This is a genomic window from Maricaulis maris MCS10, assembly GCF_000014745.1.
Lineage (GTDB): Bacteria > Pseudomonadota > Alphaproteobacteria > Caulobacterales > Maricaulaceae > Maricaulis > Maricaulis maris_A.
In genome coordinates this window covers 2365760-2379786 of record NC_008347.1, presented here as the reverse complement: position 1 = coordinate 2379786, position 14027 = coordinate 2365760, and the positions used below count along the sequence as shown (strand labels likewise).

15 protein-coding genes are annotated in these 14027 nt (G+C 63.3%); 11 read left to right on the top strand and 4 right to left on the bottom strand.

The window, feature by feature from the left end; all coding sequences use genetic code 11:
* Window positions 1-58: 58 nt before the first annotated feature.
* The 5 genes from MMAR10_RS11315 to MMAR10_RS11295 all read left to right on the top strand — a co-directional run bounded on the left by MMAR10_RS11315 (window position 59) and on the right by MMAR10_RS11295 (window position 6822).
* Window positions 59-454, top strand: coding sequence for a hypothetical protein (locus tag MMAR10_RS11315; RefSeq protein WP_011644117.1), 396 nt, complete (start codon window positions 59-61; stop codon window positions 452-454).
* Complete coding sequence (locus tag MMAR10_RS11310) at window positions 451-912, top strand: GFA family protein (RefSeq protein WP_011644116.1); 462 nt, start codon at window positions 451-453, stop codon at window positions 910-912. The genes MMAR10_RS11315 and MMAR10_RS11310 overlap by 4 nt, the downstream gene beginning before the upstream one ends.
* Window positions 913-929: 17 nt before the next feature.
* Entirely contained in the window at window positions 930-3146 is a 2217-nt protein-coding gene (gene glyS, locus MMAR10_RS11305) for a glycine--tRNA ligase subunit beta (protein WP_011644115.1), read from the top strand.
* 11 nt (window positions 3147-3157) lie between these two features.
* Entirely contained in the window at window positions 3158-5830 is a 2673-nt protein-coding gene (gene ppdK, locus MMAR10_RS11300) for a pyruvate, phosphate dikinase (RefSeq protein WP_011644114.1), read from the top strand.
* Window positions 5831-6054: 224 nt separating this feature from the next.
* Entirely contained in the window at window positions 6055-6822 is a 768-nt protein-coding gene (locus tag MMAR10_RS11295; RefSeq protein WP_011644113.1) for a cell wall hydrolase, read from the top strand.
* A gap of 37 nt (window positions 6823-6859) precedes the next feature.
* Here MMAR10_RS11295 and MMAR10_RS16365 read toward each other — a convergent pair whose 3' ends face one another.
* Complete coding sequence (locus MMAR10_RS16365) at window positions 6860-7486, bottom strand: glutathione S-transferase family protein (RefSeq protein WP_011644112.1); 627 nt, start codon at window positions 7484-7486, stop codon at window positions 6860-6862.
* Between the two features lie 190 nt (window positions 7487-7676).
* Here MMAR10_RS16365 and MMAR10_RS16360 point away from each other — a divergent pair, with 190 nt between their 5' ends.
* The 6 genes from MMAR10_RS16360 (at window position 7677) to MMAR10_RS11260 (ending at window position 11978) form a co-directional block, all read left to right on the top strand.
* Window positions 7677-8570: a hypothetical protein gene (locus tag MMAR10_RS16360; RefSeq protein ID WP_011644111.1), complete on the top strand. Its 894-nt coding sequence runs from the start codon at window positions 7677-7679 to the stop codon at window positions 8568-8570.
* 109 nt (window positions 8571-8679) lie between these two features.
* Complete coding sequence (locus MMAR10_RS11280; RefSeq protein ID WP_011644110.1) at window positions 8680-9348, top strand: hypothetical protein; 669 nt, start codon at window positions 8680-8682, stop codon at window positions 9346-9348.
* 226 nt (window positions 9349-9574) lie between these two features.
* Window positions 9575-10087, top strand: coding sequence for a curlin-associated protein (locus MMAR10_RS11275; RefSeq protein ID WP_011644109.1), 513 nt, complete (start codon window positions 9575-9577; stop codon window positions 10085-10087).
* A 71-nt stretch (window positions 10088-10158) separates the two neighbouring features.
* Window positions 10159-10548, top strand: a complete 390-nt coding sequence (gene csgH, locus MMAR10_RS11270; RefSeq protein WP_011644108.1) for a curli-like amyloid fiber formation chaperone CsgH — start codon at window positions 10159-10161, stop codon at window positions 10546-10548.
* 178 nt (window positions 10549-10726) lie between these two features.
* Window positions 10727-11245, top strand: a complete 519-nt coding sequence (locus MMAR10_RS11265; RefSeq protein ID WP_011644107.1) for a DUF1993 domain-containing protein — start codon at window positions 10727-10729, stop codon at window positions 11243-11245.
* 97 nt (window positions 11246-11342) lie between these two features.
* Window positions 11343-11978, top strand: a complete 636-nt coding sequence (locus tag MMAR10_RS11260) for an LON peptidase substrate-binding domain-containing protein (protein ID WP_041637628.1) — start codon at window positions 11343-11345, stop codon at window positions 11976-11978.
* A 43-nt stretch (window positions 11979-12021) separates the two neighbouring features.
* Here MMAR10_RS11260 and MMAR10_RS11255 read toward each other — a convergent pair whose 3' ends face one another.
* From MMAR10_RS11255 to MMAR10_RS11245, 3 genes are all read right to left on the bottom strand, one after another.
* Window positions 12022-12420 carry a hypothetical protein gene (locus MMAR10_RS11255; protein ID WP_011644105.1) on the bottom strand — a complete coding sequence of 133 codons (399 nt, stop codon included), beginning with the start codon at window positions 12418-12420 and terminating at the stop codon, window positions 12022-12024.
* Between the two features lie 115 nt (window positions 12421-12535).
* Window positions 12536-13318 carry a class I SAM-dependent methyltransferase gene (locus tag MMAR10_RS11250; protein ID WP_011644104.1) on the bottom strand — a complete coding sequence of 261 codons (783 nt, stop codon included), beginning with the start codon at window positions 13316-13318 and terminating at the stop codon, window positions 12536-12538.
* Window positions 13319-13373: 55 nt separating this feature from the next.
* On the bottom strand, window positions 13374-13877 hold the full coding sequence (locus MMAR10_RS11245; protein ID WP_041636952.1) for a hypothetical protein: 504 nt from the start codon (window positions 13875-13877) through the stop codon (window positions 13374-13376).
* Window positions 13878-14027 lie beyond the last annotated feature (150 nt).

Below are 14027 nucleotides of genomic sequence, written 5' to 3'. Positions count from 1 at the left end.
AGGGCCGGGCATCCGTCCGGGATGACAATGGGATGCCGGGGCTGGCAGGAGGCGCACCATGAACCTCGTTCTTCTCGCAAGCCTCGTGAGTTTGGCAGCCAGCAGCGAAGTCGTTGCTGATGCTGACATCCCAAGGTTCCTGCCTGGCGGCGCGACGGCCTGGGTGTTGCAGGTCGATCCTGACGGCATTCCGATCGCGTATATTATTGAATTTCCGGTCGACGCCAGAGCGGCACTCGCGGCCAGCCTGCGGCCCGTGATCGCGGCGTCGACTCCCGCGGATGCCATCTACGGCCCCGATGCCCAGACTGGCGTGCACTTCGACGGTCGCGAGGGCGAGCTTTGCGTGGATGGTCGAGTGTGGCGGATCGGTTGGGCCCCCTCCGGACAGAGGGGCGTCGCGCGCCAAATGATGTCCGACGTCGATTGTGATGTTTGGAGGAGGCCACAATGAAACTCCCCCTTCGCGGTGGCTGCCAGTGCGGCGCTGTTCGCTTCGAGATCACGGAAAACCCGATGGCGCTGTATTGCTGCCATTGCACGACCTGCCAGCAGCAATCCTCCTCGGCCTTCGGCATGTCCATGCTGGTGCCGCGGGACGGGTTCAAATTCACCAAGGGCGAGCCGGCCTCATTCGCCATCCCGACCGACAGCAAGTCGAAGAAGCAGGGCCATTTCTGCGGTGAGTGCGGTACAAGGATCGCCAATGACACGGTCGGCAAGCCAGCCCTGTCCTTGAAGGCAGGTACGCTGGATGACCGCGCCCAGTTGAAACCGGTCGGTCATATCTGGGTCAAATCGGCCCAGGACTGGATGATCTTTGAAAGTGACGCGCTGATCTATGAAGGTCCGCCCGATGACGGTTATTTCGCGCTGATGCAGCGTTATGCCGACCAAGAATACGCCTCCTGAGCGGAAAGCCCGACACGATGTCTGAACTCCTGTTTGAAATCTTCTGCGAGGAAATCCCGGCCCGCATGCAACCGCGCGCCGAGGCCGACCTGGAAAAACTGCTGGGCGACAGGCTCAAGGCGGCGGGTCTGGCGTGGACCTCGCTGCGGACCTTTGCCGGTGCGCGTCGTCTTGGCCTGGTGATTGACGGCCTGCCGGTGAAGACCGCCGATGTCAGCGAAGAGCGCAAGGGCCCGCGCGTCGGTGCGCCGGACAAGGCCGTGGAAGGCTTTTTGCGCGGGGCCGGCGTGGCCTCGCTCGACCAGTGCGAAAAGCGCGCGGACAAGAAGGGCGAATTCTGGGTCGCCCGGATCGAAAAGCCGGGCCGGGCCAGCGCCGAGGTGATTGCCGAGTCCATCCCCGACATGATGAAGGCCTTCCCCTGGCCCAAATCGATGAAGTTCGGCGAGGGCGAGAAGGCCCAGCGCTGGGTCCGTCCGATCCAGCGTCTCCTGTGCGTGTTTGACGGCAATGTCGTGCCGGTCGAGGTGTTCGGCATCACGGCCTCCAATGTTACCGAAGGTCATCGCCGCATGGGCCGCGGGCCGTTCACGGTGTCGAATTTCCTGGAATATGCGACGGTCCTGGAAGGCGAGGGGCATGTCCTGCTGGACCGCGCCGCGCGCGAGTCGCTGATCCTGAATGGTGCCCGCAAGGTCTGTGTCGATGCCGGGTTTGAGCTGGTCGAAGATGCCGGTCTTCTGACCGAGGTCGCCGGCCTGGTGGAATGGCCGGTGCCGGTGCTGGGCGAGATGGATCCGGACTTTTTGGACCTGCCTCCGGAAGTCATCACGCTGACGATGAAGACGCACCAGAAATATTTCGCGGTGCGTGATCCGAAGACCGGTGAGCTGGTCTCCAAATTCGTCACCATTGCCAACCAGGTCGCGCCCGATGGCGGTGTCGCGATCGCCGCCGGCAATGCCCGCGTCCTCTCGGCCCGCCTCTCGGACGCCCGCCATTTCTGGGACAATGACCGCAAGACGCCGCTCTCGGACATGGCCGCACAGCTGTCGAAAGTGACCTTCCACGAGAAGCTGGGCACGGTGGCCGACAAGGTCGAGCGCGTCGCTGCCCTTGCTGAAGAGTTGGCTGATGTGGTCGGAGCGGACAAGAAGCTCGCCCGTCGCGCAGCGGAGTTAGCGAAGGCCGATCTCGTTTCCGAGATGGTCTATGAATTCCCTGAACTGCAAGGCGCGATGGGCCGCTATTATGCCCTCGACCAGCGCGAAGACGCCGCTGTCGCGGACGCAATCAAGGATCACTACAAGCCGCAGGGGCCGTCCGACGAAGTGCCGACCGCGCCGGTGTCGGCCGCTGTGGCGCTGGCCGACAAGCTGGATACGCTGGTCGGCTTCTGGGCGATCGATGAAAAGCCAACGGGGTCGAAGGACCCGTTTGCGCTGAGGCGGGCGGCACTGGGGGTGATCCGGATTTTGTTAGAGGCTGGAACGCGTGTTCCGCTTCTTGAACAAATTTTGGAGCATGTGCGAGTTCTGGCTTTGCGGGATATCCGAGACGCGTTGGAGGTCAGTCGCGAAATGGGTCTAGTTTTGGGCGCGAAGTATGCGGCGCGTTGGGTCCCGATTGAAGATGTAACTATTGGTGCGTTGGAGTTGGGGCTTGAGAATTATTCAGCCCCGGGGGCGCGCACGCGTGAAACCTCGCGTTTAGGCGCCGATCTCCTCTCCTTCTTCGCCGACCGCCTCAAAGTCCATCTCCGCGATGAGGGCACCCGTCACGATGTCATCGACGCTGTCTTCGCACTCGGCGATGACGACCTCGTCCGGGTAACCCACAAGGCGCGGGCGCTGCAGGCCTTCCTCGACACCGAGGATGGCGCGGCGCTGCTGGCGGGGAATAAGCGGGCGTCGAACATTCTCGCCAAGTCAGAGGGTGATCTGACCGGTGAGGCGGATGCGGGCTATCTCGCTGGCGCGCCAGAATCAGCCGAGCGCGATCTCATCGCGGCGCTGAACACGGCGGGACCGGCGGCGGAAAAAGCGCTCGCAGATGAGGACTTTGCTGCTGCAATGCGGGCATTGTCGCAACTTCGTGCACCAATTGATGCTTTTTTCGAGCAAGTGACCGTTAACACGGACGACGCTGCGTTGCGCCGTAACCGTCTTCTCTTATTGTCCGCCATTCGCACGGCCATTCGCGCCGTCGCCGATTTCGACAAGATTTCAGGCTAGGGGCCCTTTCCATGACTGCAGATACCAAGTGGGTTTACGCCTTTGGCGGCGGCGACAGTGAAGGTGAAGCCGGCATGCGCGAGCTGCTGGGCGGCAAGGGGGCCAACCTCGCCGAGATGGCCAAGCTGGGCCTGCCGGTCCCGCCGGGCTTCACTTTGACCACCCAGGTCTGCACGGCTTTCTACGACAATGATCAGGCCTATCCTGACACGCTGAATGGCCAGGTCGAAGCGGCGCTCGCCAAGCTTGAAGGGGCCGTCGGCAAGGCCTTTGGTGACCCGTCCAACCCGTTGCTGGTCTCGGTCCGCTCGGGCGCCCGCGCCTCCATGCCCGGCATGATGGATACGGTGCTCAATCTGGGTCTCAATGACGAGACGGCAGAAGGTCTGGCCAAGCTGTCCGGTGATCGCCGCTTTGCCTATGACAGTTATCGTCGCTTCATCCAGATGTATTCGGACGTGGTTCTGGGTGTTGATCACAGCGTGTTCGAGGACATCCTCGACGGCTTCAAGGACGATAATGACTACTCCCTCGACACCGAGCTGAGCGCCGATGACTGGGTCAGTATCGTTGCCGAGTACAAGGCCGCCGCGGCGCGCGAGCTGGGCCGTGATTTCCCGGCCGATCCGCGCGAGCAGCTGTGGGGCGCCATCGGGGCCGTGTTCGGCTCCTGGATGACCGATCGCGCCAAGACCTATCGCCGCCTGCACGACATTCCGGCCAGCTGGGGTACGGCGGTCAATGTCCAGGCCATGGTGTTCGGAAACATGGGCGAGACCTCGGCCACCGGTGTGGCCTTTACCCGTGACCCGTCGACCGGTGATACGGGCTATTACGGCGAATACCTGGTCAACGCCCAGGGCGAGGACGTGGTCGCCGGCATCCGCACGCCGCAATGCCTGACCGAGGCAATGCGCGAGAAGATGGGTGATGAAAACCCGTCGATGGAAATGGCCATGCCGGAGAGCTATGCCGAACTGGCCGCTGTCTTCGACAAGCTGGAACGCCATTATACCGACATGCAGGACATCGAGTTCACGGTCGAACGCGGCCGGCTGTGGATGCTGCAGACCCGCAATGGCAAGCGCACCGCCAAGGCAGCGCTGAAGATTGCCGTCGACATGGCGTCGGAAGGCCTGATCTCGACCGATGAGGCGGTGATGCGCGTCGATCCGGCCCAGCTGGACCAGCTGCTCCACCCGACCCTGGATCCCAAGGCCGAGCGCGATGTGCTGACCTCCGGTCTGCCGGCGTCGCCGGGCGCCGCCTCGGGCACGGTCGTGTTCGACAGTGACGAGGCCGAAGAGCTGGCCAAGACTGGCCATAAGGTCATCCTGGTCCGCATCGAGACCTCGCCGGAAGACATTCACGGCATGCATGCCGCCGAAGGCATCATCACCGCACGCGGTGGCATGACCTCGCACGCCGCCGTGGTGGCGCGGGGCATGGGGCGCCCGTGCGTGTCCGGGGCCGGCCAGATCAAGATCGACTATGCCGCCAAGCAGTTCGCGGTCGGTCGTCGCATCGTCAAGCATGGCGAGATGGTGACGATTGACGGCGCGTCGGGCCAGGTCCTGATGGGCGAAGCCAAGATGATCAAGCCGGAGCTGACCGGTGATTTCGGCAAGCTGATGGTGTGGGCCGACAAGGCCCGCCGGATGAAGATCCGCACCAATGCCGAAACGCCCGCCGATTGCGAGACGGCCGTCGAGTTCGGCGCCGAGGGCATCGGTCTTTGCCGGACCGAGCACATGTTCTTTGATGCCGACCGGATCGCCGCCGTACGCGAGATGATCCTGTCGAATGACCAGGACGGCCGCGTCACGGCGCTGGACAAGATCTTGCCGATGCAGCGCGATGACTTCGCCCAGATCTTCCGCATCATGGGCGAGCGTCCCTGCACGATCCGCCTGCTGGATCCGCCGTTGCACGAATTCCTGCCGCACACCGAGGAAGACGTCGCCGACGTTGCCAAGGCGACCGGTCTGCCGGCCGATCAGTTGATGGCGCGGGCGCGGGACCTGGCCGAGAGCAATCCGATGCTCGGTCATCGCGGTTGCCGTCTGGGCATCACCTATCCGGAAATCTACGAGATGCAGGCGCGGGCCATTTTCGAGGCCCAGGTGGCGGTCGAAAAGGAAACCGGCTTCCAGCCGCTCGCTGAAGTCATGATCCCGCTGGTCGCAGCACCGGCCGAGCTGGCCATCCTCAAGGCGCGTGTCGCGGGTGTTGCAAAGGCGGTGGCCGAGGAAAGCGGTGGCGAGCCGAAATACCTGATCGGCACCATGATCGAACTGCCGCGTGCGGCGCTGATGGCCGGCCTGATCGCCGAGGATGCCGAATTCTTCTCCTTCGGCACCAATGACCTCACCCAGACCACGTTCGGACTGTCGCGCGACGATGCCGGCAAATTCCTCAGCGAGTACATCGAGGCAGGGATCTTCGAGAAGGATCCTTTCGTCACACTGGACCGCGATGGCGTCGGCGATCTGGTGCGAATCGCGGCGGAACGCGGCCGTTCGACTCGTCCGAATCTCAAATTGGGCATCTGCGGCGAGCATGGTGGTGACCCGTCTTCGATCGATTTCTGCGAGGAAACCGGGCTCGATTATGTGTCCTGTTCGCCATACCGCGTGCCGATTGCGCGTCTGGCAGCAGCCCAGGCCCGCTTGCGTCGCCAGTAGCATCTGATTGGAATCACGTGTGAAAAACTCGCCCCTCTCGGCAGGGGCGAGTATTTTCTTATTTGTAACCAAGCGGGTGTCTTGACCGTTATCTTGCCCTCCCATAGAGAGGCGCGCTCGTTTCACGAAGGATTCAGGTCCGGCGCGTCATGATTGTCAGGTCGCTGGGCGGCATGATTCGTGAAAGGCCGAATTTGACGCTGAACAGGAAATACGGAGACCGAATGGACCTCGACGCGGCACGCAGCCAGCAAAAGCAGGTAGCGACAGCATTGCATATGCTGGCGACCCTGGTGCTGTGCGCGCTTACCGTCCTGCTCCTGAACTCCGCTTCCGACCGGGCCCGGCAACAGGACGAGACACTTGTCTGGCAGGCCATGGCCACGCGCTATCTGCACGCCGGCGATGTCGATGCGGCCTGGCAGGCGCCGGAACAGCTGCGAATTGCCTCCCTCATGCTGGAGGCCGACAGCGAGGTCGGCGCCGTGCTGACGGCCCGTCCGCTGGATGATCTGCGCACCTTCGACAGCTCGCACTTTGAAAACGCGGCTGGCATCAGCGCTCAGGTCGATTGCCTGGCCCAGGCGATCTATTATGAAGCCCGCAGTGAGGGTTTCGTCGGTCAGCTGGCCGTTGCCCAGGTGATCATGAACCGGGTTGATAGCCGCCACTATCCCAACACGATCTGCGGTGTCGTGTTCGAGGGGTCTGAGCGCACGACCGGTTGCCAGTTCACCTTCACCTGTGACGGCTCGATGGTGCGCGAAGCGCGGGGCCGGTCCTGGCGTCGCTCGCAGCTGGTTGCCCAGCATGCCTATATGGGTTTTGGCCGCGACGTCACCCGCCGCGCCACGCACTACCACACCGTTGCGGTGGATCCGTACTGGAACTCCAATCTGGTGCGCACGCGTCGTATCGGTACGCACATCTTCTACCGTTTCGCCACGCGCCGCGAACGCGCTGCAGGCATTGTGCGCGAGCGCGACGCGTAGGCAGTGTGTCTCCGGCTCTCCGGTCCGGCCTTTCCGCTTAAACCGCTTCCAGTTCAACCGGCAGGGTGTCGGCGAACGCCTTCACCTCGCACAAGCGGGCATACCAGGCCTTGATGCGGCCGCCGGCCGGGCGCCACCCGGCGAGACCGAGCTGGGTGATATTCGAACCCAGCACCAGGTCAGCAATGCTCGGACCGGGCGTCGCGGCGATCCAGTTGGCTTCGCCAAGCGCGGTTTCCATGAGCGGTACCAGCTCGGTCATCACAGTCTTGCCAAGCTTGACAGCGTCCAGGTCGCGGGCGTCCGGGGCGGCGAACACCGAGTTGAAAACAATGTCGAAGACCGCCGGGGCCATGCGTGACTGCCCCCAATCGGTCCACTGATCGACCATCGCTCGGCGACCCAAACCGGTTGGGTACCAGTCGTCCAGCCGGTGGCGATTGCACAGATAGCGCAGGATGGCGGTCGACTCATGCAGGACGAGATCACCATCAACCAGGGTCGGGACCTGGTGGTTCGGATTGACCGCGAGATAGGCGTCAGACATGTGCTCGCCGTTTTCCAGCGCCACAAGGCGTGGTTCATAAGGCAGGCGACAGGCATCCAGCAAAGCGACGACCCGGCGCGAATGCTGGGAGTAGGGATGGAAATAGAGCGTATACATGGCGGAGCTCCGCAAGGCAGACCGCCCTGTGCGGCCCGTTCGCCGAATGTTCTAAGCCAACCCTCCTGACAGCCTTGTGGCAGCAGTCTTGCCGGTGCATCGGACTTGGCGGCACCAAATTCATTGTTAATGTGTTGTTTCTAGTGTGCGTGTTCTGACCGAGTGCTTTTCAAGTCCCCGTGGAGACCGCATGGCGATCGCCCAATCCGGCAACACCCCTGACCGACTTTGGCTTTGCATGGCCGACAGCAACCGTACGCGCGTGTTGTCGCGGGCCCTGGCCAAGGGTTTGGGCATGACAGTTTACCTGGGCCCGACCATGGACCAGGAAGGTCCGGTTGCGATGATCGTGGCGGATGACGCCCATGCGGCCCGCATTGCCGAAGCGCGCACCAATGCCGCGCCCCGCCAGCGCTCCTTGCTGGTGACGGCGGGCACGCGCCGTTCCGGAGCCGATATTTTCCTCGATCATGATGCCGATGCCGGCACGGTCGCCAATGCGATTGACGGTCTGCGGGCCTTTCGAGCGCATGAATTGGCGATCCCGGATGATGCCGCCATCGGCCTGGGCGCAACCCAGTCGCTCGAGGCGGGCGAGTTCTCGATCCAGACACGCCAGCAGGCCAGCGATGTCGCCATTCTTCTGGGACGGGCAACACCGCGGCCGTGTGCGACGGCCGTTGGTCTTTATGTGCTGCTCGCCAATGCGATCGAGCATGGCAATCTGGGCTTTGACGCGACCGAGAAAGCCAAGGGCCTGGCCGAAGGCAATTGGGACCGCAAGCTCGCCAAGCGCATGTCCGAACCGGAGTTCGAGAATCGCCGGGTCAGCCTGCGCTTTCAGCGTGGCGGCCGGATCCTGTCCTTTATCATCCAGGATGACGGCGAGGGTATTGATGCGGAGACCGCCGAGATGGCGGATCCGTCCCGCGCCGGGTATCGCGGCAAGGGCATCAAGCTGGCCAAGTCCATGGGATTTGCTCAGGTCACCTATCTGGGTGTCGGCAATACGGTCGAGGCGGCAATTCTCCTGCCGCAGACAGCCGAAGACGGACAGGCTGCGCGCGCAGCAATGGCCCGCTGACCCGCGTCTTGCGCATGAACAGCGTCTGAACCGTCCGCTCAGCCAAGCCTCATCCGCGCCGCGCTAATGTCTGCTCCACAACGGAAATTCATCCGGAAGGGAGCCGCACATGACCCGCCTCAAAGCTTTTGCCAGTATATTCGCCCTGGGCGCCGCCCTGACGACCGCCTTGCCCGCTTCTGCCCAAGCGCTGGGTCCGAACGGGATTGATCTTCAACCGGGCCGCGATTGCGGTATCCAGGTCTATCTGTCCAATTCCTCCGGCATCGCCATCCCCAAAGCGGATGTCCAGCTGAACGGTTCATACGTGTTCCGCCTCTACCAGGCGATCCCGACCAGCGACCTCAATTTGAGCCTCAGCGGCCGTTTCAACAGCAATGGTGCTCGCGACACGCCGCTGGCCCGCAGCAATTTCGTACTCGGCTATGTCGTGCCCGGCGGCTATCGCGGCATGGATGAATTGCGTGATGCCGAGCTTGGCCAGGATGCCATGCTGGTGGGCTCGCTGGCCGTCTATGACCAGGCAGGCCGTCTGACCTGTTCGACGCAGCAGGTCGATATCATGCCAATGAGCCTGCTCACTTTCAGCCGGCCGACTGTCCGGCAAAACCGGAACCGTGTCGCTGTCAGCGGACCCACGCCAGCCGAACAGGCGCAAGCGCGAAACGCCGAGGCGAATGCTGCCCGCGCCGCCAACCCGTCGGCCTCCATGCGTCTGACCGCGGCGCAATGCGCCCGTCTCCGGGCCGCGCGACCGGCTCAGTGCACCTATAACTGACCTGACTGCCCCGACTGATCTCTTTGACCCCCGACTGGCCCGCCCTGCATGCAGTGGCGGGCCTTTTTCTGTTTGAAATCGGCAACATGAACAAGAACGGCCGAAACGTTCATCTACCTATTCTGACTATGAATATCTCCCTCAGCATTCGCTCATCACGGTCTCTTTAAAACAGGTGACAGGCTTCGATGCATCGGGCGTCGGCCAGCAAAATTGGAGTAGTCAAATGAAGACCCGCTTTCTCATTGCCAGCGCCCTCGCGGCAGTTTCCATCCTCGGCACGGTCGGTGCAGCTGAAGCTCAATCGCGCAATCGCGTTTCGGTCGCCCAGCAGGGCTATCAGAACGATATTGCCGGTCGCCAGACGGGCCACCGCCAGAGCATGGTGATCAACCAGCGTGGTGAGCGCCAGTATGTCACCGTCATCCAGGACGGCGCCCGTAACGGCACCACGGTCGGCCAGAACGGTCGCTACAACGAAGCCCATGTCGACCAGTACGGCCGCAATAATGACGCCGTGGTCGGTCAGCAGGGCTACAACAACTACACGCGCAACATCCAGACCGGCCGTCGCAATATCGTGGGCGTGTCCCAGATGGGCCGCAACAACACCGCGGTGACCGATCAATACGGCAACAACAACGCCGCTGGTGTGATCCAGGTCGGCAATGGCAATAACGCCAATGTCCGCCAGACCGGTTCCGGCAATGTGACCCTGGTTATCCAGGGCGACCACTAGGACGACCCCGCCTGACGCAGCGGCGCCTAGCCGCTGCGTCGACCGGGCCGCCCCCAGCCAAGGAGGCTGACATGGGTATTAAACTGATTTCCTTGAGTTCTCTGGCGGCACTCGCCAGCATCTGGTTCGCCGTAGAGGTGGACGAAGCCCCATCCGAAGCACGGTTGGCCCAGCTCGGGTCCGGTCCGGCTTGCGGGATTGACCTGACCGAAACGGTCGATGGTCTTGTGGTGACAGCGTGGAGCGCGCCCGATGCCGGCGCGAGCTGGGACATGATCATCACCCAGCGCACAGGTGGCGGCTCGTTCGACATCTACCAGGGCGGCGATATCGATGCCCGCGGTGAGGGCGCCGTCATCCTGTCCGACATTACCCTGGACATGGAGACGGACTTCAATGCCCGGCTCTCGACCTGGAGCCAGCAAGGTGAATTGCTTTGCCGCTGGGGACAGGACGCCTGACCGGTGAAACTGGGTCGCGGCCTGGCCGTGACAATCAAGCGAGCGTGACCGGGATGCCGCCGAGCGGATCCCGGTCGGCTTGTATCCGGACCTGGCTGTTCGGGCGGGCCGGCAATGTCTTGTGCTTGTTCGCGGGACACCCCATTTGAGCCACACCAATCAATGGGGAGACACCAAAATGAGCCTGACCCTGACATCCGTGGCCCGCGCACAGCTGGACCAGGTCTACCGCGCCCTCGATATCATCCTGACCAAGGGCGAGGCCTTTGCCCGCAGCAAGGATGTGGAGGATAGCGTCTGGCTGAACTGGCGCCTCGCACCCGACATGTTCGCTCTCGCCCGTCAGGTTCAGTTGGTGTCTGACTTCACAGTGCGGGGCATGTCCCGCCTCGCGGGTGTCGAGCCTGTTTCGTTGAGCGATGATGAGACGAGTTTCGCGGATTTGCGGGCCCGTATCGCGAAGGCCCGGGAGGTTGTCTGGGCCCTGGACTCGGCGGCCATCGATGCCGATCCGCATGCGGACATCACGTTTCCGGCCGGCCGGGGTCGCGAAATGACCCTGCCGCGTCAGGCCTATCTCCAGAATTTCATTCTGACGAATGCGCTTTTCCACGCCTCGACAGTCTACAATATCCTCAGGCAACTCGGTGCGCCTGTGGGCAAGGCCGACATGATGGGCATGAGCCCACAGGGCTGACCGGTCAGGCATGAGGGGGCGGGTCGGATAGCGGAACACCGCATATCCGACCCGCTCCGGCCTTGGCGTAGGGGCGGTGCTGCCCTATTTCCAAGACATGAGCCATCCAATCGACCCGCCTGAAGACCTGCCCCTGTTCCCGTTGCAGGGTGTGATCCTGCTGCCCGGCGAGATACTGCCCCTGAACGTGTTCGAGCCACGCTATCTCAACATGCTTGACGATGTCCGGCGTGGTTCAGGTCATCTCGGCATTATCCAGTCGCGTTCCGGCACGGATCTGCAACAACCGGTGCTGGCGGGAACCGGGAGCGTCGGGCGTCTCAAGCAATGGCAGGAAACGGGTGATGGCCGCTATCTGATCAGCCTGGTTGGCATCAGCCGCTTCCGCTTGGTCCGCGAAGTGGAACGACAGACGCCCTACCGGGTCGCCACGGTGGATTACTCGCTATATCGCGATGACCGTCTGCCCCGCGCCGCAATTGAGGGCGATCATGATCGGCTCTTGCAGTTGCTGCAGGCCTGGTTCAAGGCCGAGGACCTGACCGCCGACTGGGACAGCGTGCGGGCGACCCCGTTGGCGACACTCGTTGATCAGCTGTCGATGTCGGCGCCGTTTCCATCCGATGACCGACAGGCCTTGCTGGAAGCGCGTGGCCCGGCGCAGCGTTTGACCTTGATCCTGGCGCTGCTCGCCGAGCGGATTGCCGGAGAGGCAGGCGGCGCCATGCACTGAGCCAAGCCGGTCGCCTGCATGGGGACCCTTGCCCCCGTTGTGGTCAGCCGGTCGGGTTGGTTTCAGTGAGTGTGTCGATCCAGTCACGGGCCGATCGACGCGAGCGACAGGCCAGCGCCATGCCGCCCCGTATTTCGATCTGCTCGACGATACGGGCGATTTGTGCGGACTGGTCCGGGCGGCTGATGATCGCTGTCGGGACATGGTGGCACAGGCGCCCCAGCAGTCGGGCGCGTTCATCCCACTCTATGTCGGTGAACTTGTAATGGGCGCCGCGAACGTCAAACAGGATGCCGCGCACATCCGTATTGTTCAAGAAGGACTGGAATGACCGCCCTGGATCGGTGGCCATTTCGGACGTGCGCATACCCTCCGTCCGCATCTCCAGCACATTGCCGTCGATACGGATTTCAAAGCCTTCCATGGAATAGGCCTGGGCCACGCGCTCTCCTTGAAATTGCAGAAGGGGCGGTTATGGCGACAATCATGCCGACAATAAGGCGATTTGACCAATTGCGGGCCAATCGCGCTCAGAGCGGAAATGCATATTCGGGTAGCTAGCAGGCCTTCCGCGCCAGCGTTGCGAAGCTGGTTGGCATGAAGGGGTCAAGTCGGGTCGCTTCGGGCGACCACCGGTCCTCATAGAACCCTTCAATGACAAATCCCGCATCGATCTGACCGCCAATCTGGTCCTGCATGCTGTGCGAATACTCCAGCGCTTCCCTGTTCTTGATGCGGGCCTCGCGCAAATCGGCCGGCAGGTCACGGGCTGCTTGGAAGGGGAGTTTGTGCCGGACGGTCAATGGGCCACCGGCGTCCACCTCGTCATGGTCGAACAGGAAGAAATCCGGGTTCATGAAGCCGGACAAAAGACGGCCACCCGGCTTCAGGACCGCGGCGCAATCGCGCCAGACCGGGGCGAGCCGGCTGGCGAAAACATTGGAGGTCGCGTGGAAGATCAGGTCATAGCCGCTGTCCACCGCGCCGGCGAAGTCGGTCATGTCGGCTTCGATCGTCGTCAGGGACAACTGCTCTCGGGCCGCCACTTCGGCATCCTTGGCGAGCTGGGCCGGGGACAGGTCAACGCTGGTCACCTCGGCTCCGGCGGCGGCCAGAATGGGCGCCTGCTGGCCGCCGGCACTGGCGAGACACAGGACCCGTGCTCCCGAAATACTGCCGAACCAGGCGCGGGGCACAGACTTGTTCGGTGTCAGGATGACCGACCAGTCGCCGGCTCGCGCGGCGGCGATGGTGGCTGCATCGACCGGCTGGCACCATTCACTGGTCCCGCTGTCGCTCTCGGCGTTCCAGGCGTCGCGATTATGGTCGTGTACATTCATGGCCGGGCCTCCTGAGGCAAGGGCGATAGCGCCCCGGCCCCGGCCCGGCAAGGGGTCAGCCTGCCTTGCGCGCTTTCAGGCAGGCACAATCCTTCATCTCCGACGTGCACAGCCGGTCCAGCCATTCATCCAGGGCGAGGGCGAGAATGCGCTGTTGTGACCAGTTCATCTGTACCGAGACCGTGCCCAGCCGGCGCTTTTGCTCGGCCGTCAGCCGCACGCTGGCGCGATGGGTCAGTGGGGCATCAGGACCGGGCAGCGGGGGCGGCGAATTGGGGGGCGCCGCCCCGCTGCAACACCCGCCCAGCGGCGAGGCGGGAGCGGGTGTGTCCACTGCCGGTTGGCCCGGCTTTTCGGGACCCGTGTTCACGCGTGCCGGTTGACAGTCCGGCCCGGTCTTGCGGGCAATCATGGGTGTGTCTGCCCGGGGCAGGTCGGCGTCGCGCCGTTGCGGCTGGTCGGTATAGGAGACCGGTCCCGCCGGCGAAGGCAGGGCCGGGGAGGCCTCGCCCTTGCGGGCCAGGAGACCGGCGTGAAGGCTCGCATATCTGGCGCTCATGGCGGTGTCCTCTTGCTGGGGTTCAGGCCGTGAAACGGCGACCGAAGGGCTGGTGGGGGACGCGGCGGCGGTCGGCCTTGCCCGGCGGCGGACCGGCATCAGCCTGGCGTCGTTCAACCCCATCCCAGTTGGAGTTCGCTGACGGGGCGG

What these genes read in the sequence shown, in the direction of transcription:
- MMAR10_RS11260 (WP_041637628.1), top strand. Translation starts at nt 11,343, where the DNA reads ATGAGCCATCCAATCGACCCGCCTGAAGACCTGCCCCTGTTCCCGTTG.
- MMAR10_RS11315 (WP_011644117.1), top strand. Translation starts at nt 59, where the DNA reads ATGAACCTCGTTCTTCTCGCAAGCCTCGTGAGTTTGGCAGCCAGCAGC.
- MMAR10_RS11250 (WP_011644104.1), bottom strand. Translation starts at nt 13,318, where the DNA reads ATGAATGTACACGACCATAATCGCGACGCCTGGAACGCCGAGAGCGAC.
- ppdK (WP_011644114.1), top strand. Translation starts at nt 3,158, where the DNA reads ATGACTGCAGATACCAAGTGGGTTTACGCCTTTGGCGGCGGCGACAGT.
- glyS (WP_011644115.1), top strand. Translation starts at nt 930, where the DNA reads ATGTCTGAACTCCTGTTTGAAATCTTCTGCGAGGAAATCCCGGCCCGC.
- MMAR10_RS11310 (WP_011644116.1), top strand. Translation starts at nt 451, where the DNA reads ATGAAACTCCCCCTTCGCGGTGGCTGCCAGTGCGGCGCTGTTCGCTTC.
- MMAR10_RS11295 (WP_011644113.1), top strand. Translation starts at nt 6,055, where the DNA reads ATGGACCTCGACGCGGCACGCAGCCAGCAAAAGCAGGTAGCGACAGCA.
- MMAR10_RS11265 (WP_011644107.1), top strand. Translation starts at nt 10,727, where the DNA reads ATGAGCCTGACCCTGACATCCGTGGCCCGCGCACAGCTGGACCAGGTC.
- MMAR10_RS11280 (WP_011644110.1), top strand. Translation starts at nt 8,680, where the DNA reads ATGACCCGCCTCAAAGCTTTTGCCAGTATATTCGCCCTGGGCGCCGCC.
- MMAR10_RS11275 (WP_011644109.1), top strand. Translation starts at nt 9,575, where the DNA reads ATGAAGACCCGCTTTCTCATTGCCAGCGCCCTCGCGGCAGTTTCCATC.
- csgH (WP_011644108.1), top strand. Translation starts at nt 10,159, where the DNA reads ATGGGTATTAAACTGATTTCCTTGAGTTCTCTGGCGGCACTCGCCAGC.
- MMAR10_RS16360 (WP_011644111.1), top strand. Translation starts at nt 7,677, where the DNA reads ATGGCGATCGCCCAATCCGGCAACACCCCTGACCGACTTTGGCTTTGC.
- MMAR10_RS16365 (WP_011644112.1), bottom strand. Translation starts at nt 7,486, where the DNA reads ATGTATACGCTCTATTTCCATCCCTACTCCCAGCATTCGCGCCGGGTC.
- MMAR10_RS11245 (WP_041636952.1), bottom strand. Translation starts at nt 13,877, where the DNA reads ATGAGCGCCAGATATGCGAGCCTTCACGCCGGTCTCCTGGCCCGCAAG.